The organism is Gryllotalpicola daejeonensis, from assembly GCF_039538145.1.
Classification (GTDB): Bacteria; Actinomycetota; Actinomycetes; order Actinomycetales; family Microbacteriaceae; genus Gryllotalpicola; species Gryllotalpicola daejeonensis.
Map to the genome: position 1 here is coordinate 773,657 of NZ_BAABBV010000001.1, position 21,031 is coordinate 794,687.

Annotated in this window: 21 protein-coding genes; 1 reads left to right on the forward strand and 20 read right to left on the reverse strand. The window is 69.0% G+C overall.

Going from position 1 to position 21,031, the window contains the following annotated elements:
• Nucleotides 1-13: 13 nt before the first annotated feature.
• From ABD736_RS03905 to ABD736_RS03995, 19 genes are all read right to left on the reverse strand, one after another.
• Complete coding sequence (locus ABD736_RS03905) at nt 14-928, reverse strand: tyrosine recombinase XerC (protein ID WP_344790421.1); 915 nt, start codon at nt 926-928, stop codon at nt 14-16.
• 20 nt (nt 929-948) lie between these two features.
• On the reverse strand, nt 949-2,202 hold the full coding sequence (gene dprA, locus ABD736_RS03910; protein ID WP_344790422.1) for a DNA-processing protein DprA: 1,254 nt from the start codon (nt 2,200-2,202) through the stop codon (nt 949-951).
• A complete protein-coding gene (locus ABD736_RS03915) occupies nt 2,199-3,737 on the reverse strand; it encodes a YifB family Mg chelatase-like AAA ATPase (RefSeq protein WP_344790423.1) in 1,539 nt (512 codons plus the stop codon). Before ABD736_RS03915 ends, dprA begins: the two co-directional genes overlap by 4 nt.
• Nucleotides 3,737-4,093, reverse strand: coding sequence for a YraN family protein (locus ABD736_RS03920; protein ID WP_344790424.1), 357 nt, complete (start codon nt 4,091-4,093; stop codon nt 3,737-3,739). The genes ABD736_RS03915 and ABD736_RS03920 overlap by 1 nt, the downstream gene beginning before the upstream one ends.
• 99 nt (nt 4,094-4,192) lie before the next feature.
• Nucleotides 4,193-4,516 (reverse strand): DUF2469 family protein, encoded by a 324-nt coding sequence (locus tag ABD736_RS03925; RefSeq protein ID WP_344790425.1) that lies wholly within the window; start codon nt 4,514-4,516, stop codon nt 4,193-4,195.
• A 28-nt stretch (nt 4,517-4,544) separates the two neighbouring features.
• Nucleotides 4,545-5,195, reverse strand: a complete 651-nt coding sequence (locus ABD736_RS03930) for a ribonuclease HII (protein WP_344790426.1) — start codon at nt 5,193-5,195, stop codon at nt 4,545-4,547.
• Entirely contained in the window at nt 5,192-5,971 is a 780-nt protein-coding gene (gene lepB / locus ABD736_RS03935) for a signal peptidase I (RefSeq protein ID WP_344790427.1), read from the reverse strand. The genes ABD736_RS03930 and lepB overlap by 4 nt, the downstream gene beginning before the upstream one ends.
• 88 nt (nt 5,972-6,059) lie before the next feature.
• Complete coding sequence (rplS, locus tag ABD736_RS03940) at nt 6,060-6,407, reverse strand: 50S ribosomal protein L19 (protein WP_344790428.1); 348 nt, start codon at nt 6,405-6,407, stop codon at nt 6,060-6,062.
• Nucleotides 6,408-6,579: 172 nt separating this feature from the next.
• Nucleotides 6,580-7,266 carry a tRNA (guanosine(37)-N1)-methyltransferase TrmD gene (trmD, locus tag ABD736_RS03945; protein WP_344790429.1) on the reverse strand — a complete coding sequence of 229 codons (687 nt, stop codon included), beginning with the start codon at nt 7,264-7,266 and terminating at the stop codon, nt 6,580-6,582.
• Between the two features lie 10 nt (nt 7,267-7,276).
• Nucleotides 7,277-8,008: a sirohydrochlorin chelatase gene (locus ABD736_RS03950; RefSeq protein WP_344790430.1), complete on the reverse strand. Its 732-nt coding sequence runs from the start codon at nt 8,006-8,008 to the stop codon at nt 7,277-7,279.
• Nucleotides 8,009-8,073: 65 nt separating this feature from the next.
• Nucleotides 8,074-8,655, reverse strand: a complete 582-nt coding sequence (gene rimM / locus ABD736_RS03955; RefSeq protein ID WP_344790431.1) for a ribosome maturation factor RimM — start codon at nt 8,653-8,655, stop codon at nt 8,074-8,076.
• Nucleotides 8,655-8,891 (reverse strand): RNA-binding protein, encoded by a 237-nt coding sequence (locus ABD736_RS03960; RefSeq protein ID WP_344790432.1) that lies wholly within the window; start codon nt 8,889-8,891, stop codon nt 8,655-8,657. Before ABD736_RS03960 ends, rimM begins: the two co-directional genes overlap by 1 nt.
• An 11-nt stretch (nt 8,892-8,902) precedes the next feature.
• The gene (rpsP, locus tag ABD736_RS03965; RefSeq protein WP_344790433.1) at nt 8,903-9,337 is read right to left on the reverse strand and encodes a 30S ribosomal protein S16; all 435 of its coding nucleotides are present in this window, start codon (nt 9,335-9,337) and stop codon (nt 8,903-8,905) included.
• A 158-nt stretch (nt 9,338-9,495) separates the two neighbouring features.
• Nucleotides 9,496-11,565: an FAD-dependent oxidoreductase gene (locus ABD736_RS03970; RefSeq protein ID WP_344790434.1), complete on the reverse strand. Its 2,070-nt coding sequence runs from the start codon at nt 11,563-11,565 to the stop codon at nt 9,496-9,498.
• Nucleotides 11,566-12,384: an SDR family oxidoreductase gene (locus ABD736_RS03975; RefSeq protein WP_344790435.1), complete on the reverse strand. Its 819-nt coding sequence runs from the start codon at nt 12,382-12,384 to the stop codon at nt 11,566-11,568.
• On the reverse strand, nt 12,378-13,556 hold the full coding sequence (locus ABD736_RS03980; protein ID WP_344790436.1) for an acyl-CoA dehydrogenase family protein: 1,179 nt from the start codon (nt 13,554-13,556) through the stop codon (nt 12,378-12,380). Before ABD736_RS03980 ends, ABD736_RS03975 begins: the two co-directional genes overlap by 7 nt.
• Nucleotides 13,557-16,643, reverse strand: coding sequence for a 3-phosphoshikimate 1-carboxyvinyltransferase (gene aroA / locus ABD736_RS03985; RefSeq protein ID WP_344790437.1), 3,087 nt, complete (start codon nt 16,641-16,643; stop codon nt 13,557-13,559). It lies immediately after the preceding gene.
• Nucleotides 16,644-16,723: 80 nt separating this feature from the next.
• Complete coding sequence (gene ffh, locus ABD736_RS03990) at nt 16,724-18,280, reverse strand: signal recognition particle protein (RefSeq protein WP_344790438.1); 1,557 nt, start codon at nt 18,278-18,280, stop codon at nt 16,724-16,726.
• Nucleotides 18,281-18,307: 27 nt separating this feature from the next.
• Nucleotides 18,308-19,597 carry a glycosyl hydrolase 53 family protein gene (locus ABD736_RS03995; RefSeq protein ID WP_344790440.1) on the reverse strand — a complete coding sequence of 430 codons (1,290 nt, stop codon included), beginning with the start codon at nt 19,595-19,597 and terminating at the stop codon, nt 18,308-18,310.
• A gap of 218 nt (nt 19,598-19,815) precedes the next feature.
• Here ABD736_RS03995 and ABD736_RS04000 point away from each other — a divergent pair, with 218 nt between their 5' ends.
• The gene (locus ABD736_RS04000; RefSeq protein WP_344790441.1) at nt 19,816-20,604 is read left to right on the forward strand and encodes a restriction system modified-DNA reader domain-containing protein; all 789 of its coding nucleotides are present in this window, start codon (nt 19,816-19,818) and stop codon (nt 20,602-20,604) included.
• Here ABD736_RS04000 and ABD736_RS04005 read toward each other — a convergent pair.
• Complete coding sequence (locus ABD736_RS04005) at nt 20,511-21,023, reverse strand: DUF2004 domain-containing protein (protein ID WP_344790442.1); 513 nt, start codon at nt 21,021-21,023, stop codon at nt 20,511-20,513. The genes ABD736_RS04000 and ABD736_RS04005 overlap by 94 nt on opposite strands.
• Nucleotides 21,024-21,031: the final 8 nt, after the last annotated feature.

The window sequence follows — 21,031 nt, forward strand, 5'->3', positions numbered from 1 at the left end:
TGCCGCCCGCTCTCTACGCCCGCGGGTGCGCCTGTGCGTAGCTCTGCTTGAGCCTCTCGACCGAGACATGGGTGTAGATCTGCGTCGTGCCGAGGCTCGCGTGACCGAGCAGTTCCTGCACGGCGCGCAGATCGGCGCCCCCGTCGAGCAGGTGCGTGGCCGCGGTGTGCCTGAACGTGTGCGGCCCACGCGGGCCGCCGCCCGGAAACGCCGAGAGCGCGCGGGCGACCAGTTCGTAGACGGCGCGGGTGCTCATGCGCCGCCCGGAGGCCCCGAGGAAGAGCGCATCTCCAGCTGAGCCGTCACCGCGCGCGAGCAGCGTCGGGCGGCCCGTGCGCAGATAGTCGACCACGGCCCCGAGCGCTGGTACGCCGAAGGGTACGGTGCGCTGCTTCGACCCCTTGCCCGTCACCACCATGGTCAACCGGTCGAGATCGAGGTCGCCCGTGTCGAGGCCGACGAGCTCTGACACGCGCACGCCGCTGGCGTAGAGCAGCTCAAGGACGGCCCGGTTGCGCACCTCTTTCGGGTCGCCCGCCTCGGCGCGCTGCGCCGCCCGCTCGAGCAGCTCGCGCATCTGATCCTGCGCCACCACCCGCGGCAGATGATGGCCGAGCTTGGGTGAGGTCAACCGCACTCCCGGATCCGTCTCGCGCAACCCGGCGCGAGCGGCCCAGCTCGTGAAGCTGCGGGCGGCTGCGCTGCGACGGGCGAGGGTCGATGCCGCGAGCCCCGATTCCGACCCCGCCCATTGCCAGGCGCGCAGCACTTCCAGGTCGAGGTCCTCGAGGTCGCGGACGCCCGCCTCGGCGGCAAACCGCTCGAGTCCTGCGAGATCGGCCCGGTACGACGTGATCGTCGCATCAGAGAGACCGCGTTCGTACCGCGCGTGCTCGAGAAAGCGTGCCGTCGCGTCGGAGAGTCTCACCCGTTCAGGATGCAGCGCCCTCACGCCTTCCGCGCGACCGACACCCACCCGTCCGCGGTTTTGCGAACGACTCCGTCGAGCAGCAGCACCCCGAGCAGCCCGGCGGTCTCGTCGGCGCCGATCCCGCTTTTGCGGGCGACTTGCTCGACCGAGCGCGGCGTGCGGCCGTTCAGCGCCGTCAGCACGCGGCTGAAGCGCGGGTCCTCAGGGTCTGCGAGGGGCTCCGGCTCTTCCACCTTTCCGTGCGCAAGGGTGATGACGTCGTCCACGGTCGCAACCAGCTCGGCCTTGTTCTCTTTCAACAGCTGATGGCACCCGCTCGACGACGGGCTCGTGATCGGGCCAGGGACCGCGCCGATCGGCCGACCGATGGTGCCCGCGTGATTCGCCGTGTTGATCGAGCCCGAGCGGCCGCCGGCCTCGACGACCACGACCGCACTCGCCATGGCCGCGATCATGCGGTTGCGCGACAGGAAGCGGAACGGCGTGGGCGGAGTGCCGAAGGGAACCTCGGCGACGACGAGCCCTTCGCGCGCGATTCGCGCAATCAGCTCGGTGTTCCCGATGGGATAGAAGCTGTTGAGCCCGCCTGCCATCACGGCGATGGTCCTGCCGTGCGCTGCCAGCGCCGCACGGTGCACGGTCGCGTCGATCCCGTATGCCCCGCCGGACACCACCGTCCACCCGCGCTCAGCGAGGCCCACCGCCAGTTCGGTCGCGACGTGGTTGCCGTAGCCGGTCGCCGCACGCGTACCCACCATCGCGATCGACGTCTCGAAATCCCCGAGCAGCTCGACGTTCCCGAGTGCCCACAGCAGCAACGGCGCATGATCGCCGAGGCTCTCGAACCCGTTCGACCACTGCGCGTCGCCGGGCACGAGAAGCTCGCCGCCGGAAGCGGCCGCCATCGCGAACACCGACGCGAGGAACTCGGAGGTCATCCGCGGCTGCCAGCGCAGAAAGCCGGCCCGCACCCCGGGTGGCGGCTCGAGGCCTCGCTCACCGTACGCGGCGTGGACCGCGGCCGCTACGGCGGATGCCTCGCGCCGCAGTTCCGCCTGCGAGGCGAACTTCTGCTCGCGGAACACCAGGTCGAGCGAAGCCGCAGCGCCGAGCTCGCGCACGAGCAGACCTGCGATGCCGTCCCCCGGTTCCGCCAGCGCACTCCACGCGACGAGCGCCGTCAGCTCGGCGTCATCGCTCGTCCGTCCGGGACGAAGCCTGTCCCAGAGGCGCGCACGCTCGCTCTGGGACATCCCCACGTCGACCGTCATGCGTTGACTCCCTCGCGCAAGTCGATCGCGGCCCCGACATGCTCGGCGCCAGGAGACATGGCGCCGTCGAGATCGGCCAGCGTCCACGCCACACGCAGCACCCGGACGTAGCCCCGCATCGACAGACCGTATGTCTGGTAGTAGCGCTCCAGCGGCGCGGTGATGCGCTTCGGCAACCGCCCCGAGCCTTCCGTGAACCATTTGCTCGGCACCCTGGCGTTCAGACCCCATCGCTTGCCCTCGAAGCGCTCGCGCGCCGCCGCACGCGCCGCCTCGACGCGCTGCCGCGCCTCGGCAGTCGTTCGCCGCTGCGTCTCGCCGGCGACGATCAGTTGCGCAGGCGCGAGCCGCCTGACCTTGATCTGCAGGTCGATGCGGTCCATGAGGGGGCCCGAGAGCCGGTTGAGGTAGGCGCGTCGCCGCCCCGGGCCGCACACGCACTCGCTCTGCGCACCTAGTTCATACAGCCCGCACGGGCACGGATTCGCCGCGATTACCAACTGGAATCGCGCCGGGAACTCTGCAGAGTGATGGGCACGGCTGATCGTGATGACGCCCGACTCGAGCGGCTGGCGTAAGGCGTCGAGCGCCGCAGGCTGGAACTCGGGTGCCTCGTCGAGGAAGAGCACGCCGTGCGAGGCCCGCACGGCTGCGCCGGGGCGGATGCGGGTGCTGCCACCGCCCACCAGCGCCGCCGCAGACGCCGTGTGATGCGGGGACTCGAAGGGTGGCCGGGTGACGAGCTCGCTCACCGACCCGAGCTCGGTGAGCGATCGAATCGAGGTCGCCTCGAGCGCCGCGCGTTCGTCGAGATCGGGTAGCAGCCCGGGAATCCGTTCCGCCAGCATCGTCTTTCCGGCCCCAGGCGGGCCGAGGAAGTACAGGTGGTGGCCGCCCGCCGCCGCCACGATCAGCGCACGGATCGCCTCTTCGTTCCCGATGACATCGGCGAGGTCGAGGTCGTCAATGGGCCGCGGCGCAGCCGGGGCGGCGAGAATCGGCTCGACGGAGATCGGCGTGAAGTCGCCCCCGTGCCTGATCGCCGCCTCGCGCAGTGAGGCGACCGGAATCACCTCTGCCCCGGGAACGAGCTGCGCCTCGGCGAGATTGCCGACCGGCACCATCACCCGACGTGCCCCGGCCTGCACGGCCGCATGCACGGCGGGAAGGATGCCGAGCACTGGGCGGACCCTGCCATCGAGCCCCAGCTCGCCGAGGTGCACCGTGCCCGCGATCGAGCGGGCTGAGAGGCTGCCCGCTGCGGCCATTGCGGCCAAGGCGATCGCGAGATCGAATGCAGAGCCGTGCTTCGGCAGCGTCGCAGGCGAGAGGTTCGCGGTGACGCGGCTCTGGGCGAGCGACGAGCCCGAGTTCGAGGCGGCCGCCAGCACCCGGTGCGCGGCCTCCGACAGCGAGGCATCCGGTAACCCGATCAAGGTGAACTTGGGGAGGCCCGACGTGATCGACGCCTCGACGTCGACCAGCGACCCCCGCAGCCCCTGCAGGGCGACGGCCATCGTGCGCGCAACGCCCATCAGCCGACCCCGCGCAGGTGCTCGATGCGGGCGGGGCCGTCGAGGCCACCGATCACCGCGATCACGTCGAGGCGAATACGCCCGCGCGCCGCGTCTGCCTGAGCGCACCATTCGCCCGCGAGACGTCGCAGCGCCCTCAGCTTGCGGGGCGTGACAGCCTCGAACGGATGCCCGAACCGGGTGCCCGACCTCGTCTTGACCTCGACGAACACCGTCGTGCCGTCATGCTCGGCGATGATGTCGAGCTCGCCCCGGCTGCCGCGCCAGTTCCGCCCGACGATCTGGTACCCGCCTGCCTCGAGGAAGCGCGCGGCCAGCTGCTCGCCGCTTCTGCCGAGGACGTCTTTCTCTGCCATGCAGGAAGCCTCGCCGAGGCATCCGTTGGCCTATGCAACTGAGCCCGGAAAACTGGCAGAACCGACCCGACCTGCGCCCTGTGCAGGGCAAGAGGTGCGCTACTCGTCGAGCGCGAGCTCCTTCGGAAGCTCGAACTCCTTCGACGAGAGCTCTTCGATGTTGACGTCTTTGAAGGTGAGCACACGCACCGACTTCACGAAGCGGTCTGCGCGGTACACGTCCCACACCCAGACGTCGTGCATCGTGAGTTCGAAATAGAAGTCGTGCTCGGTGTCGCGCCGCACGAACTCGACCTCGTTCGCCAGATAGAACCGGCGCTCGGTCTCGATCACGTACTTGAACTGACTGACGATGTCGCGGTACTCGCGGTACAGAGCCAGCTCGACCTCACGGTCGTAGTCGTCGAATTCGTCCTCGTCCATCGTGGAATCAGTCTATGGCTCGGTGCGCTCAGTGGATCCAGGTGCGACGGTGGTGGTCGCACGGCCCGAGCTCGGCGATCGCCGCCATATGCACCGGCGCCGCGTAGCCCTTGTTCGACACCCACCCGTAAGCCGGGAAGTCGTCATGCAGCCCGATCATGTAGCGGTCGCGATGCACCTTCGCGATGACCGACGCCGCCGCCACCGAGGCGCAGGTCATGTCGCCCTTGGTGCGGGTCGTGACCGACATGCGCGTCTCGAGCACCGGGTTCAGATAGTCGTGATTCCCGTCGAGCAGAACGGATGCCTCGTCCACCGGCGCGCCGGCGGCCCGCAGCGCCCCGAGGGCGCGCCAGCTCGCGAGCCCCAGTGCCGCGATGATGCCGTGCTCGTCGATCTCGGCGGGCGTCGCCTCGCCGACCGCCGAGTACAGTCCCCACGCGGCGCACAGGGGCGCAAGCTCTTCCCGCACCGCCTCAGTGAGCAGCTTCGAGTCCCGCAGAGCTTCGGGGTGCGCCGGCATGTCTGCGTCGATGACCACCATGCCGACGGCGACCGGGCCGGCGAGCGCACCGCGCCCGACCTCGTCGACGCCGATGACGTAGCGCGCGCCCGACGACACGAACAGCTCGCGCTCGACATCGAGCGTGGGCGCCGGGGATGCCGCGGGATGGGTCACGAGCCCTTCTTCTCGACGCCGCGGAACACCTCGGGGTAGTTCGACAGCCAACTCCACCGCGAGATGGGCCAGCTGATGACGAACGCGCGCCCGACGACGTCCTTCTCGGGAACGAAGCCCTTGCTGGGCAGGTTCTGATGGGCACTCGAGTCTTCCGAGTCCGAGCGGTTGTCGCCGAGCACCCACAGCTTCCCGGGCGGCACGGTGACGTCGAACTTCTGGCCGGCCGCCTGCTCGCCCGGCTGCACGGTCGTGTACGGCTCCTTGAGCGGCACGCCGTTCACGGTCAGCTGGTTGAGCACGTTGCAGCACACCACGTGGTCGCCCGGCACGCCGATGACGCGCTTCACGAGGTGGTTGTCGCTGTCTGCGGTGCCGAGGCCGATGAAGGTGAAGAAGTTGCTGAGACCCCGCGCGACGGGATTCGTCGGCTCCGGTGTCTGCACGTTCTCGCTGCCGTTGAGCCAGCCGCCCGGGTCGGTGAAGACGACGATGTCACCGCGGTGGACCGGCAGCAGCTTCGGCTCGAGCTCGTTCACGATGATGCGGTCGTTGTCCGGCGCGCCCGGGCCGCCCATCAGCGTGTCCTCCATCGAGGCGGACGGAATGTAGAACGAGCGGATCAGGAAGGTCTTGATCAGGAACGACACCAGCAGCGCCACGATGAAGATGACGATGATGTCGCGGATGAAGAGCCAGACAGCGCGGCCCTTGCTCCGATTGGCGGTGCGGTCCGCCCCTCGGGTCGCCGCCGGTTCCGTCATGCTCTCTGCCATCTCGCCCTTGTCCTGAGGCCTCAACGAACAGAGCCCCCGGCCCAGTTTAGGGGCACGGGGGCTCTGACTCGTCGCGGGTCAGCGGCGCTTACGCGTCGCGCTTCTCCTTGATCTTGGCCTTCTTGCCGCGCAGCTCGCGCAGGTAGTACAGCTTCGCGCGACGCACGTCACCGCGGGTCACGACCTCGATCTTGTCGATGATCGGGGAGTGCACCGGGAAGGTGCGCTCGACGCCGACCTGGAAGCTGACCTTGCGGACCGTGAAGGTCTCGCGGATGCCGTGGCCCGAACGGCCGATGACGACGCCCTGGAAGACCTGCACGCGGGAGCGGTTGCCTTCGACGATGTTGACGTGAACCTTGACGGTGTCACCGGGGCGGAAGTCGGGAATGTCCGACTTGAGGCTGGCCGCGTCGACCTGGTCGAGGATGTGCATGAGATTTCGCTCTCTGCGGCCGCCACAGGTCGACCGCGATCATTGATGATGAAGATGAGGATGTCGCCGCTCGCGTCGTTCCCCGAAGATGGGGCCGCTCCCCTGTGGCAGGGCCGCGTGCGGCACAAACATCCATTCTGCCAGAGCCGCGGGCAGCGGCCAAATCACCCGCTCAGTCGCCGAGCAGGTCCGGGCGCACCCTGCGCGTGCGTTCCAGCTGCTGCTCGCGGCGCCACGCGGCGATCGCGCCATGATTACCGGACAGCAGGATCGGCGGGACCTCGCGGCCGCGCCACACCGCGGGCTTCGTGTAGCTCGGGTACTCGAGCAGCCCGTTCTCGTGGCTCTCTTCCACCAGCGACTCCGGGTTCCCGACCACGCCGGGGATCAGGCGCCCGATCGCCTCGATCATCGCCATGACCGCGACTTCGCCGCCGTTCAGCACGTAGTCGCCCATGCTCACGAGCTTCACCCGCGCGCGCTCGGCGGTGTCGTCGAACACCCTCTGGTCGATGCCCTCGTAGCGACCGCAGCCGAACACGAGGTGCGCCTCTTCTGCCAGTGCCCGCGCGGTGGCCTGCGTGAACACCTCGCCGGCGGGCGACGGGAAGATGACGAGCGGGTCGGAGGACTCCGCGAGCAGGCCGTCGAGCGCCTCGCCCCACGGCTCGGGCTTCATGACCATGCCCGCTCCCCCGCCGTACGGCGTGTCGTCGACGGTGCGGTGCCGGTCGTGCGTGAAGTCGCGCAGGTCGTGCACGCCGAGTTCGATCAGACCGCTCGTCTTCGCCTTGCCGAGCAGGGAGATGTCGAGTGCATCGAAGAACGTCGGGAAGATCGTGACGATGTCGATGCGCATGCAAGAAGTATTACGGATGCCGCACGGGCGCGAGCTCCGCAGCACCCTGCCGGTACCGGCTCAGTACCAGCTCGACCAGCGGCTCAGGCGGCCGCCTGCCGGGCGCGAGCAGCGGCCCGGCTACGACATCGCCGCCGGCGTCCGCGACCGACTCGGCGAACCGCCCCGATGAGAGGAAGAAGCTCGAGACAGCGACGCGGCTGCCGGGGTGCAGGCTGCGCATCGTGGCGACGGCGCCCGCGAGGCGAGGGACCGCCGCTGACAGGAATCCCACCGTCACATAGCGCTCGAGCAGGTGCGCGAGCCGCCTGCCGGCCTCGACGCTCTCACGCACCACGTGATGGTCGCTCGATCCTGCGGCGGCCATGACGATGACGTCGTCCGGTCCCAGACCGCTGTGCACGAGGCGTGAGGCGAGCAGCTCGATCACCGTGTCGTCTGAGCCGAGAGCGGGCGCGAGCGCCGCCGCGCGGCCCCGGTCGGCGGCGAGCTCGCTCGAGAGATCTCGATGCAGGTGCGGGCCGGGCGACAGCATCAGCGGAACGGCGACGACCGCCTCGCCGTCATCGAGCTCGGTGGCCAGCACCGGCGCGAGCTCGGGCTGGTGCACGTCGATGTCGGCGCGAACCACCCGCACCTCGGGCGCCGCACGCCGCACAGCTGACAGCAGAACCTCGACGGCGCCGTCATCCGTCACTTCGCTTGCGCCCTCGACGACTGCGAGGAGGGCCGGCACCGTCATGGCTCGAACGTATGAGAGCCGTGTTTCGGCGGGGGCACCCGCGTGTTTCGGAGTGATGAAACGGGCTACGCCTCGGGCGCGCCTGCCTCGCCTTCCTCGTCCTCGTCGGGCAGCTCTTCGAAGAGGCCGGCTGGCGGCGTCACGGTCAGCGTTCCCGCCTCGATGTCGACGGCGGGCACGATGGCCGCGACGAATGGCACGAGCACCTCGCCCGACGCGGTCTCGATGGCGAGCAGGTCCTGCGCGGGCAGGTGGTCGACGCGGGAGACCTTGCCCACGGGCTCGCCGTCTCGCAGCGCCGTGAGGCCGACGAGCTGGTGGTCGTACCAGGCGTTCTCCTCCGGCGCCTCGTCGGCGTCGGCATCGACCCACAGGATCGCCTTGATCAGGGTCTCGGCCTCGGTGCGATCGTCGACGCCGACGAAGAAGCCGACCGGGTGGCCGTTGTACCAGCGCAGCTCGCGCAGCTCGAGGCTCTTGCCGTGCCACTTGGACTCGGCGGGAACCTGCAGCGAGAACACGGCGCCAGGCACGAAGCGGCGCTCGGGGTCGTCGGTGTACAGCTCGAGCTTGATGGCGCCCTTCAGGCCGTGGGCCTTGGTGAGGCGGCCGACGCGCAGCTGCGTTCCTGAGTTCTGGGCCGCCATCAGCGGTCGGTGTCGACGACGTCGACGCGGACTCGCTCGCCCTTCGCGAGGGCGTTCACGACCGTCCGCAGGCTGCTGACGGTGTGACCGCCGCGGCCGATGACGCGGCCGAGGTCCTCGGGGTTCACGCGAACCTCGAGGACCTCGCCGCGCGACGAGCTCTTCTGCGCGACCTCAACGTCGTCGGGGTGATCGACGATTCCCTTGACGAGATGGGTGACAGCGGAAGCGAGCATCGTGGTGGAACCTACTCCGCAGCCTCGTCGGCAGCGGCCTCGGTCTCGGCGGGGGCCTCGGCCTCAGCGGCGGGCTCCTCGGTCTTGGCCGGGGTCTCGGTCTTGGGCTTCAGGACCGGCTTCTTCTTCTCGTCGGCGACGAAAGCGGCCTTGGGCTCGGCGACCTTGACCTTGGACTCGGTGTCCTTCTCGCCCTTGAACTTCGCCCAGTCGCCGGTCAGCTTCAGCAGCGCCGCGACCTGCTCGGTCGGCTGCGCGCCGACGCCGAGCCAGTACTGCGCACGCTCGGAGTCGATCTCGATGACCGAGGGCTGCTCGGTGGGGTGGTACTTGCCGATCTCTTCGATCACGCGACCGTCGCGCTTGGTGCGCGAGTCGGCGACGACGACACGGTAGTAGGGGGCACGGATCTTGCCGAGGCGCTTGAGGCGGATCTTGACAGCCACAGTTCTCCTGTTGATTTCAAAGGTTGTAAGCGAACTGACTGCGCAGGCTGTGGGGTGCACACCCGCGCAGGAGGTCTGATGGAGGCTCACGCGTTCGGATAGAGGGTCGGAACGCATGAAACCGACATTCCATTCTGCCAGACGAAAAGGCGGTGGGACTAATCGGGCTCCGCCGGTTGAACCACACGGCGCGCGGCCGCGAGCCCTTCGCTGGTCGCGCGCACCGCATCGACGGATCGCGCGTCGCGCGCACCCCCGACGATTTCATGACGGATGCCTGCGGCGGCGAGCTCTGCGGAGAGCGTCTCGTTCGGCTCCTGGCCTGCGCAGATGACGACCGTCTCGCCGGGGATCAGCTCGACGGACCCGTCCGCGTGCACCACCTCGACGCCCTCATGGGTGATCCGTCGGTAGTCGATTCCGGCCAGCATGCGCACACCCGCATGCTGCAACGCGCCGACGTTCACCCACCGACTCGTGATGCCGACGCCCTGACCGAACTTTCCGCTGCGGCGCAGCACGGTCACCTCGCTGCCCGGGCACGGCTGCTGCAGGGCGCGCGTCGGGCGCGAGCGGGCGAATTCGGCCGAGCCGTCGACGCCGAAGCGTTCCTCGAAGGCCAGGGCTCGGGTCTTCTCGTCGTGCGACTCGACGAGGAAGGCGGCAAGGTCGACGCCGATGCCTCCGCCGCCGATGATGGCGACGGTGCCCGCGGGCACGCCGTTTCTGATCGCCTGCTCGTAGCTCAGCACGTGGGGCAGGTCGGCACCCTCGATGTCGACGGCGCGCGGGGTGACGCCTGAGGCGACGACGACTCCGTCGAAGGCGCCCAGGGCCGAGGCACCCGCGCGCTCGTTGGTGCGCACCTCCGCGCCGGCCGCCGCGAGTCGCTTCGCAGCCGAGCGCACCGTGAGCGCGTAGTCCTCTTTCCCAGGCACGCGTGCCGCGAGGCTGAACTGCCCACCGAGCTCGCCGCGCGCCTCGAACACCGTGACGGCGTGGCCGCGGCGCGCGAGATCGTCGGCCGCGGCGAGACCTGCCGGGCCGCCGCCGACCACGGCGACGCGCTTGCGGGCGTTCGTGATGCCGAGCGGGTACTCGGTCTCGCGCCCGGCGCGCGGGTTCACGAGGCAGCTGATCTCTTGGAAGACGAGGGAGCGGTCGATGCAGGCCTGGTCGCAGCCGATGCACGAGTTGATGAGCGCGAAGTCGCCGGCGAACGAACGGTTCACGATCTCGGGGTCGGCGAGGAACGGGCGCGCCAGGGCGACGGCGTCGACGTGGCCGCGCGCGAGGATGCCCTCTGCGTCACGCAGGTCGATCACGCGGTTGCTGCCGATGACGGGCAGTTCGGGGTGGCGCGCGTGGACGATGTCGGCGAGCCGCTCGCCGTAGCTGATCCATGCGGCATGGGGCACGGATGCCTGCACCGTCGGCACCGTCGACTCGTGCCACCCGACGCCCATGCTCAGCGCGTCGACCCCGGCGTCGGCCAGCGCGAGGGCGAACTCGTCGACCTCGGCCTCAGTCGTCGAGCCGGGCATCAGGTCGGTGGCCGAGATGCGCACCGTGACCGGGAAGTCGGGACCGACTGCGGCGCGCACGGCGTCGAACACGGCGAGCGGGAAGCGCCGACGCGCCGCCGCACTCTGCTCGCCATTCGAATCGGCACCCCATTCGTCGGTGCGCTGGTTCGTCAGCGGCGACAGGAACTGGTTGAGCAGGTAGCCCTCACTCGCCATCAGCTCGACGGCGTCGAAGCCCGCCTCGCGCGCCGCGACGGCCGACGCGGCGAAGTCGGCGATCGTGCGCTCGATATCGGCCGACGTGAGCTCGCGCGGCACGAGACCGCGGGCGGCCCGCCACGGCACGGGGCTCGGAGCGACGGCCCACTCCCCCACGGCGTAGCGGCCCGCGTGGAACAGCTGGGCGGAGATGAACCCGCCTGCGTCGTGCACCGCGGCCGTGACGGCCGTGTAGGTCTGCCTCGTCGAGGCATCCGTCATCACGACGTAGTCGGGACCGCCTCGGGCCTCGGCGTTGACTGAGATGCCGCCCGTGATCGCGAGAGCCGCGCCGCCCTCGATGCGCTCGCGGTAGAAGGCGGCAAGCGCCGCTCCCCCGTCGCCGCGCGGCTCGAGCCCCGTGTGCATGCTGCCCATCACCACGCGGTGGGGCAGCTCAAGGGATCCGAGCCGCCACGGGCTGCGAAGGAGCGGCAGGTCCACTTACTCGCCGTAGATGGAGGCGTGCAGCTCGCCGGTGGTGTCAGACCAGAACGGCGGGGCGATGATCGTCAGGCCCCCGTCGACCGTGAGCACCTGGCCGGTGATGTAGCCGGCCTTCTCGGAGAGCAGGAACTGCGCGGCATCCGCCATGTCGTCCGCCTTCGCGGGGCGGCCGAGCGGCAGCTTCGAGATGACGGAGTCCATGGGCGCCATGCCCGGCACCTTGTTGTAGAAGTAGTCGAGCGAGTCGGTGTCGATGAGACCGCCGTTGACCGCGTTGACCGTGATGTTCTTCGGGCCGAACTCGGCCGCCATGTACTTCATGTACTGCTCGGCCATCGCCTTCGACGCACCGAGGGCGGCGTAGGTCGGGAAGGCGCGCAGCGAGCCGTAGCTCGAGATGTACAGGATGCGGCCGCCGTGCGGCATTCGCTTCACAGCCTGCTGCGCCCCGAGCACGAAGCTGCGCGCGTTCATCGCGTAGCTGCGGTCGATGTGGTGGATCTTCATCTCGGTGATCGGCTTGAACGCCGCGGCCGCGGCGTTCGCGACGAAGGCGTCGATGTGGTCGTAGTGCTCGTCGACGCCGGCGAACAGCGCCTGGATGCCGTCTTCGACCTCGATGTCGGCCTGGACCGTGATGCCGTCGCCGCCGGCGGCGCGCACCGCGGCCAGCGACTCCTCGGCGAGATCGGCGTTCTTCTTGTAGTTGATGACGACGTGCGCGCCCTCAGCGCCGAGCTTCTCGGCGAGCAGGCGGCCGATGCCGCGGCTCGCGCCCGTGATGACGACGACGCGCGGGGTGTTTTCCGTTACCAATTCAGGATTCCTTCCGTGTTCGCCTCACCGGTGATGGCGGCGCGGGCGACGACGAGCTTCTGGATCTCGTTCGTGCCCTCTTCGAAGCGCTGGGCGCGCGCGTCGCGGTAGACGCGTTCGATGGCGTTCTTCTTCCAGTAGCCGCGGCCGCCGAAGACCTGCAGCGCGTTGTCGGTCACCGTCGCGAGCATCTCGACGGCGATCATCTTGGCAGCGCTGGAGAGAGCGGATGCCTCAGGAGCGCCCACCTCATACGCGCGAGCGGCCTGGATGATGAGCGCCTTGGCGGCGGCGATGCGACCGAAGTTCTCAGCGATGTAGAACTGGATCACCTGGCGCTGCGCGAGCGGCTTCCCGAAGGTGACGCGCTCTTTGGAGAACTCGATGGCGAGCTCCTGAGCGCGCTCGGCGAGGCCGACGGCGCTCATCGCGACCGAGACGCGGCTCGGCAGCAGGAAGCCGCCGAGGGCGACCTCGAGGCCCTGGCCCTCTTCGCCGAGGCGGTACTTCGCCGGAATCCGCACCTCGTTGAACTTGAGGATCGCGTGGTCGGTGCCGCGCACGCCCATGGTGTCGGAGTCGTCGATGACCTCGGCGCCCGGCAGGCGGTTCGGCATGGCGAACGCGACGGTGCCGTCGTTGCCGGTCGAACCCTCGAGGCGCGCCGCGATCAGCAGGTAGTCGGCCTTCACGCCGAAGGTGATGAGGTGCTTCGTGCCGTTCATGACGTACTCGTCGCCCTCGCGGCGCACCGTCGTCGTGATGTCGGCGCCCGTGCCGTTGTCGGGCTCGGTGAGCGTGAACGCGACGAGCTTCTCACCAGCCACCGAGGGCTTCACAACCTCTTCGAGCAGCTCGGGCGTGGCATACGGCGCCATCGCGCGCCACGTGCCGTTGATGACGTGCACGAGCATGCGGATCGACCCGTGCGACTTCGAGATCTGCTCGAGCAGCTCGAGATAGCGGCTGAACGGGATGCCGCGGCCTCCGAGCTCAGCGGGGGCGGCGAGGCTCAGCCAGCCGCGGTCCTTCAGCTCGGCGAAGAGCTCTGGCGGGACATCCCCGGTCTCTTCGATCCTGTTGGCCCACTCTTCGCCCGGCCCCTTGACCCACGCGGTGATCTCGGCCTTGAGCGCGGCGAACTCCGCGTCGTCGAATTCAGCGACTGACACCTACTTGCCTTCCTTGTTCGCGACGAGGGCCGCAGCCTGCTCGCGCAGCACGTTCTTCTGGATCTTGCCGACGGCGTTGCGGGGCAGCTCGTCGATGTACTCGAGGCGCTCGGGCCAGTAGTACTTCGAGACACCGTGGGTGTTCAGGTAGTCCTGCATGGCGGCGAACTCGAGCTTGGCATCGGCCTTCGCGTTCACGACGAAGGCGCACGCGCGCTCGCCCAGCCGCGGGTCGGGCATCGCGACGATCGCGACATCGGCCACCAGCGGGTGCTGGTAGAGCAGGTTCTCGATCTCGACGACCGGGATCTTCTCGCCGCCGCGGTTGATGACGTCTTTCACGCGGCCCGTGATGTGCAGGTAGCCGGCCTCGTCGATGTAGGCGAGGTCGCCGGTCTTGTACCAGCCGTCTTCCGTGAACACGTCGGCGGTCAGGTCGGGGCGCTCGAGGTAGCCGCCGAACATGGTCGGCGAGTGCAGCTCGTAGTCGCCCTCGGTGCCGACCGGCACTTCGACGCCCTCGTCGTCGACGATGCGGATGCGCATGCCGTCCATCACGCGGCCGTCCGTGCCCCACATGTTCTCGGGCTCGTCGTTCGGGCCCGACAGCGTGCCGAGGCAGGTCTCGGTGGTGCCGAAGGCGCCGAGCACCGCGGTGTCGAGCACAGTGGTCGCCTTGCGGGCGAGCTCGCGCGGCACGGCGGCGCCGGTCGCGACGAAGATGCGCAGTGACTCCGGCTTCGGCTGACCGCCCTCGACGAGCGCGACCAGGTCGGTGAGGAACGGCGTCGCGGCCTGCACGAAGCTCGCCTTCGCCTGGCCGAACGCCTGGTCGAGTGCGACCTGCCCGTCCCACACGGGCTGGATGACGGAGGCCACGCCGAGGCGCCAGGCCAGCAGCATGCCGTACAGGAATCCGGTCTGGTGCGCGAGCGGGCTCGGGATGAAGATGCGGTCGTCGGCGCCGAGGCCCGAGCGCTGCACGTGCATCGCGGTCGCGAGCCCGAGCGTGCGGTACGGGTGCTGGACGCCCTTGGGCTCGCCGGTCGTGCCAGAGGTGAACAGCAGCTGGCAGATGTCGTCCGCTTCAGGCATCCGATCGGCGATCTGCGACAGGTCGGGCGAGACGGAGGCGAGCGCCGCCTCGTAGTAGCGCCACCTCCACGACGCGGCCTCTGCACGAGCGACAGCCTCTTCGGGAATCGGCGGGATGTTCGTCGACTCGTGGCCGTCGCGGTTCTCGGCCTGCAGCACGACGACGTGCTCGAGGTGCAGCTTGCGGCCCTGCTGACGGGCTTCGTCGGCGACCGAGACAAGCTCGATCGCGGCGTGCCGCTTGCGGAACAGGTTCGGCAGGAAGAGCACCCGCGCGCGCGAGCGCGAGAGGGTCATGGCGACCTCGCGCGGGCCGAACACTGGCATGATCGGCGTCACGACGGCGCCGATCTGCATCGCACCGAGGGCGATCGAGACGAACTCGCTCCAGTTCGGCAGCTGCACGCCGACCGACTCGCCCTTCTGCACGCCGAGCTCGAGCAGCAGCTGCGAGACCTTGTCTGCCTCTGCCTGCAGTTCGGCCCACGTGGTCGTGATCGGGGCGGTGCCGCCGACCTCGATCACCGCGGCCTCGTCCGCCTTCGTCTTCGCGTATTCGCGGACGGCGATCGGCAGCACCAGCGGGTCGGCAGATGCGGGGGCGGATGCCTGAACCTGCGTCTCTTCGTCGTCGCCATCGCCCTTCGACGGCGCGTCGACGTCGATGTCGAGGCCGATCGAGGTCATCGCCTCGAGGAACGTCGGGTACGAGATCCGGTACGCGCGGGGGTAGGTGAGACTCGTCTCGCCGTCGGACTTCGTGCCGGCGATCGCGAGCGACATCAGCACGCGGTGGTCGTTGAAGCTCGAGAGCTTCGCGCCGGTGCCGCGCGCGCCCGCGGTGCCGTTGATGTGCAGCTCGGTCGGCTCCTGCGTCGCGTTGCCGCCCATCTTGTTGAGCTGCAGCATCGCCGCGACGCGGTCGGACTCCTTGAGCCGCACGTGGCCGACGTTGCGCAGGTGGCTGGTGCCCTCGGCGAAGTTCGCCATGACCGACAGGATCGGCAGCAGGTCAGGAATGGGCGTCGCGTCGACGTCGAACGGCTTGAGCGTCAAGCCGTCGTGCTTGATGCGCACCCAGCCCGTCTGCTCGTCGATGATCATCGGCACGCCCATGCCGGCAGCGATGTCGAGGAACTCGGCCTCGGGGTGGTCGACCTCGGCGGTCGTGGCGGCAGGCAGACCCTTGAACAGCACGTCGGAGGGGTGCAGCGCGGCCGCCGCGATGCCGAAGGCCGCAGAGCCGATGTCGGCGGGGATCGTGTAGTCGGCCGCGGTGCCGGTCTGGCCGGCGCGCACCACATAGGTCAGCCAGTCGTCGCTGACCTCGACCTCGAAGCCCCAGTGCTTCATCATGCGGATCGTCAGGTCGACGTAGGGCTGCTCGTTGAGCTGGCCGCCCGTGATGTGGATCGTGGTGTCGTTCTCGGCGAAGATCGCCGTCAGCAGCAGGCCGGAGACCCACTGCGAGAGCGTGCCCGCGATGTGCACGTCGCCGCCCGTCGGGCGCTTCGGCTGCACCGTGATCGGCGGGCAGTCGTTGGTCGACTCGAGCTCGAGGCCCATCTCGGTGAGCGCGGTCAGCAGCGCCTTGATGGGGCGGCGCCGGAAGTACTTCATGCCCGTCACCGTCGTCGGGCGGTCGGACAGCGACATGAGGCCGGTGATGAAGTACAGGGTCGTGCCGGAGGAGCCGACGTTCAGCAGACCGTCTTCACCGCGCGAGCCGCGCTCGATGACGGGGGCGCCGTGGAAGCGGCCGCCCGTGCCGGTGACCACATAACCGGAATCCGTGATCTCAATCTGGGTGCCGAGTGCCCGCAGGACGCTCACCGTCCATTCGACCTGCCTGGTCGACGAGATCCCGGTGATCACGCTCGTGCCCTCGGCCAAAGCGGCCAGCACCAGGGCGCGGTGCGCGTGATATTTGGAGACCGGGATCTCCAGTGTGCCTTCGAGCTTGTGTGTGGTTCCTCTGGAGATCAACTGCACGATTTCACGCTACCGGCGAATGGATGCCTCTGCGGGCATGCACACCGGCCCCTTTTCTGTGTAGTTCAGCCTGTAGCGGTTCAGCGGCCGAAGAGCTTCTGGATCTGCTCGAGGTCTGGCGCCTTCTGCTCTTTGCCGCCTGCGCGGCCGAAGCTCGCCCCCGTCGGCTCGGCGGCGCCCGGCTTGACGCCGGCCGCGAGCGCCGCGTTCTCGGCGGCGCGCTTCGCGGGATTGCCCGAACGCGAGCCCTTCTTCTGCTGCTGCTTCTTGCCACGGCCGCCAGCGAAGCCGCCACCGGGCATCGGCCCCATGCCGGGGATCTGCGGCGTGCCGCCCTTCGCGACGGTCTTCATCATCTTGGCCGCCTGCTCGAAGCGGTTCACGAGCTGGTTGACGTCGGTGACGGTCATGCCGGAGCCCTTGGCGATGCGCAGACGGCGCGAGCCGTTCAGCACCTTCGGGTTGCGGCGCTCGGCCGGTGTCATGGACTGGATGATCGCCTCGGTGCGCACGATCTCGCGCTCGTCGAAATCGTCGAGCTGCTGGCGCATGGCGCCCGCGCCCGGAAGCATCCCGATCATCTTCTTGATCGAGCCCATGTTGCGCAGCTGCTGCATCTGCTTGAGGAAGTCCTCGAGCGTGAAGCTGTCGGTCGCGAACTTCTCGGCGACCTGGCGCGCCTCTTCCTCGTCGAACGCCTGCTGCGCCTGCTCGATCAGGGTGAGGATGTCACCGAGGTCGAGGATGCGGCTCGCCATGCGGTCCGGGTGGAACGGCTCGAAGTCGTCGAGTCCCTCACCGGTGGAGGCGAAGATGATCGGGCGCCCCGTGACCGAGGCCACCGAGAGCGCGGCACCACCACGGGCGTCGCCGTCGAGCTTCGAGAGGACGACGCCGGTGAAGTCGACGCCGTCTTGGAACGCCTTCGCGGTCGCGACCGCGTCCTGGCCGATCATCGCGTCGATGACGAACAGCACCTCGTCGGGGCTCGTCGCCTTGCGAATATCGGATGCCTGCTTCATCAGCTCGGCGTCGACGCCGAGGCGCCCCGCCGTGTCGATGATGACGGTGTCGTACTGGCGGCGGCGTGCCTCGTCGACAGCATCCTTCGCGACCTTGACCGGGTTGCCGACGCCGTTGCCGGGCTCGGGCGCATAGACGTATGCCCCGGCCTGCTCGCCGACGACCTGGAGCTGCGTGACCGCGTTGGGCCGCTGAAGGTCGGCCGCGACGAGCATCGGCGTGTGGCCCTCCTTCTTGAGCCACTTCGCGAGCTTGCCTGCGAGGGTCGTCTTACCCGCACCCTGCAGGCCGGCGAGCATGATGATGGTCGGCGGGTTCTTCGCGAACTCGAGGCGGCGCTGCTGGCCGCCGAGGATCTCGATGAGCTCCTCGTTGACGATCTGCACGACCTGCTGCGCCGGGTTCAGCGCGCGGTTCACGTCGTCGGAGAGCGCGCGCTCGCGCACCGCCGCCGTGAACTTCTTGACGACCTCGAGCGAGACGTCGGCTTCGAGCAGCGCGCGACGGATCTCGCGAACCGTCCCGTCGACATCGCTCGCGGAGAGCTTGCCTTTGGTGCGGAGGTTCTTGAGGCTCTCAGTGAGCCGGTCGGAGAGTGAGCCGAAGATCGCCATGGTCAGACGATTCTACCGGCGCTGCCCCTACCGCTTGCCGGTGCGCACGTACTGGAAGGTGCGCAGGGACTCGAGCGGCGTGCCGTCCCAGTCGAACAGCGACTGGTTGTCCCACGCGGAGCCCCCGTACCACGGCCCCACGTTGGCCGGGTCATACGAGCTCGCGGCGCTCGTGGCCCAGCCCGAGCCGTATTTCTCCCACAGGGCGCTGTTGTGCGCGTAATCGGTCGGCGGCCCGACGGGAAGCCAGGCCGGCTCCCAGTAGTAGACGCCTATGCCCGCACGGCCGACTGCCGCCACCGCCGCGATCACGTCGTGCAGCGCATCTGCCTGCCCCTGCACGCTGATCTCGTACTCGGGCGCCTGGTCGGCGCTGCCGATCGAATTGCCGTAGCCGTCGCCGTCCTCCAGCGTGCGCGCCCAGCTGGTCTCGGCCACCATGACCTCCTTTCCGTAAGTGCGCGAGACCTGCGTCAGCACGGAGGTGAGGTTCTCGGGCGTGCCGTGCCAGAAGGCGTAGTACGAGCTCGCGAACACGTCGTAGTCCACGCGGTACCGCCTGAGTCCCGCGGCGTAGGTCGCGAACCGGCCGGCCGTCTCGGGGTTCGTGAAGTGCACGACGACCTTCGCCTGCGGCAGCGTCGAGCGCACGGCGGAGGCGCCGGCTTCCAGCAGCGCGGCGAACGACCCGTCGATCTCCATGCCGGGGCGCGTGTAGCCGGCGATGCCGTTGTTGATCTCGTTGCCGATCTGCACGGCCGTGACCCGCACCCCCGCCCGCTTGAAGGCTCGCAGGGACTGCACGGTGTAGTCGTGCAACGCACGGGCGGTCTGCGCGACGGAGATTCCCGCCCAGGCCTTCGGCGCGAGCTGGCGCGCCGGATCCGCCCAGAAGTCCGAGTAGTGGAAGTCCACCAGCACCCCGAGCCCCGCGCGCGTCGCTCGGCGACCGATCTCGACCGCACGCGCAATGCCGACATTGCCGCCGCCGTAGCCCTGGTGCGTCACGTCGTCGAAGGGGTTGTTCCATACGCGGATGCGCACCGAGTTCACCCCGTTCTGCGCGAGCACGCGGAACAGGTCGGCCGGGCGGCCGTGCGCGTCGCGGAACACCACGCCGCTCTCCTCGAGAGACAGCACCGTCGAGACATCCACACCCATCGCGAAATCGGGCGAGAGGCCGCGAACTCGATCTACGTGGATGCCTGCGCCGGCCGGCTTCGTCGAGGCGAAAGCCGCGCCCGACGGCACCAGAGCCCCCAGCGCGGCGGCGACGCCGCCACCGATCAGGACGCGGCGTGAGATCTGCTGTTCCATGCGACTCCCTTGTCGATGTTTACGCAAACAGTCTTGCGCCCGGTGCTACCTCGCGCAACGCCGGACAGCGCCGTCGGTGGAGAAGTCGAGTGCGCAAGATGCGATCCCGGCTACGTTCGGTCGGCAGAATCCGTCGCGCTGCACATCGCTGTCACTCCCGCGCACTTTTCCTCTGCGTGTGACATTGTCGCAGCCAGAGGAAAGGACATGTGGAACCGATGCCCCCCTCCATTCGCGTCGATGACGAGGTCTACGAGGCGCTGCAGGCGCGAGCGCGCGCCTTCGTCGATACGCCCAACGCGGTGATCCGCGAGCTGCTCGGCATCACGCGCACCGCGGCTTCCGCGCCCGCCGGCCGGTCGCTGGCGACCCTGCTCGCTCGCCGCTGGCTTGCGCCCGGTGACCCGCTCGTGTGGCGCCGGCGGAACAGCGGCGTCACCGTCAACGCCACCGTGACCGCAGACGGCCTCATCGAATTCGCGTCTGGCGAGCTGTTCGATTCGCCGACCGGCGCGTCGAGCTTCGCTGCGGGCCACCGCCAGAACGGCTGGACTGCGTGGCACGTGCGCACGGGCGACACGCTCGACGAGCTGTGGCAGCGATCATGCAACACGCCCATTCCCGTGGGTCGCCCGATCTGGCGGTTCAGCTCGGGCGGCGCGTTCGCCATGGCGTGGGCCGCAGAAGACGGCGCACTCACCATCGTCGACGCACGCGGTTCGCGAATGAAGGGGGCGCTGTACCGGGCCGAAGATTCGAGACGGCGCGGCATGCTCGACCTCGACGGCTTCTTGGAGTATCGGCGCGACGACCGCTGGTTTCGGGCCGCACGCCCGATCGGGCCATTAGCGCCCCGCGACGCCGCCGCGTTACTCCTCGGCGATGAGCCCACTGAGGACGACGTGTGGGTGCTCTACTCCGGCACGTCTTCGACGTCGATCACGTCGCCGTCGGCACCGAACGAGACCACAAGCAGCTCGTCGGACTCGTCGGGGTCGATCGCGTAGTCGAAGGTCGCGAAGGCGTCGTCGCCATCAACGTGCTCGGGGTGGATCACGACCCGCAGCAGCTGGAGCGACTTGAGCACGTCGATCGCGATGTCACCGGAGTTGTCGACCATCAGGTCGAGCAGCGTCTGCAGATCTTCGCCCTTGCTGTCGACCTGCCGGTCGATGAAGGTCGTGGTGGCCGACTGCCGCTCCGAGAGCTGTGCAACGAGGGCCTCGCGGGCGCGGCCGTCGAACGCCTCGAGCCCCTGCGCCATCGCCGCAGCGAGATCGAGGGAAGCCTGGCTGACGAGATCCTCGTCTTCCGCGGCCAGCACCAGATCGACGAACTGATCGCCGACCTCGAGCGTGTCGTCCCAGTAGAGACCCCCGCCGCTCGTGGAATCCACCACTCCGAAGTAGTCGTGCTCGACAGACATCCGTAAGC

What these genes read in the sequence shown, in the direction of transcription:
- ABD736_RS03950 (WP_344790430.1), bottom strand. Translation starts at nt 8,008, where the DNA reads ATGACGGTGCCGGCCCTCCTCGCAGTCGTCGAGGGCGCAAGCGAAGTG.
- rplS (WP_344790428.1), bottom strand. Translation starts at nt 6,407, where the DNA reads ATGCACATCCTCGACCAGGTCGACGCGGCCAGCCTCAAGTCGGACATT.
- trmD (WP_344790429.1), bottom strand. Translation starts at nt 7,266, where the DNA reads ATGCGCATCGACATCGTCACGATCTTCCCGACGTTCTTCGATGCACTC.
- lepB (WP_344790427.1), bottom strand. Translation starts at nt 5,971, where the DNA reads ATGGCAGAGAGCATGACGGAACCGGCGGCGACCCGAGGGGCGGACCGC.
- ABD736_RS03925 (WP_344790425.1), bottom strand. Translation starts at nt 4,516, where the DNA reads ATGGACGAGGACGAATTCGACGACTACGACCGTGAGGTCGAGCTGGCT.
- ABD736_RS03915 (WP_344790423.1), bottom strand. Translation starts at nt 3,737, where the DNA reads ATGGGCGTTGCGCGCACGATGGCCGTCGCCCTGCAGGGGCTGCGGGGG.
- ABD736_RS03920 (WP_344790424.1), bottom strand. Translation starts at nt 4,093, where the DNA reads ATGGCAGAGAAAGACGTCCTCGGCAGAAGCGGCGAGCAGCTGGCCGCG.
- ffh (WP_344790438.1), bottom strand. Translation starts at nt 18,280, where the DNA reads ATGGCGATCTTCGGCTCACTCTCCGACCGGCTCACTGAGAGCCTCAAG.
- ABD736_RS04000 (WP_344790441.1), top strand. Translation starts at nt 19,816, where the DNA reads ATGCCCCCCTCCATTCGCGTCGATGACGAGGTCTACGAGGCGCTGCAG.
- ABD736_RS03960 (WP_344790432.1), bottom strand. Translation starts at nt 8,891, where the DNA reads ATGCTCGCTTCCGCTGTCACCCATCTCGTCAAGGGAATCGTCGATCAC.
- ABD736_RS03995 (WP_344790440.1), bottom strand. Translation starts at nt 19,597, where the DNA reads ATGGAACAGCAGATCTCACGCCGCGTCCTGATCGGTGGCGGCGTCGCC.
- rimM (WP_344790431.1), bottom strand. Translation starts at nt 8,655, where the DNA reads ATGGCGGCCCAGAACTCAGGAACGCAGCTGCGCGTCGGCCGCCTCACC.
- dprA (WP_344790422.1), bottom strand. Translation starts at nt 2,202, where the DNA reads ATGACGGTCGACGTGGGGATGTCCCAGAGCGAGCGTGCGCGCCTCTGG.
- ABD736_RS04005 (WP_344790442.1), bottom strand. Translation starts at nt 21,023, where the DNA reads ATGTCTGTCGAGCACGACTACTTCGGAGTGGTGGATTCCACGAGCGGC.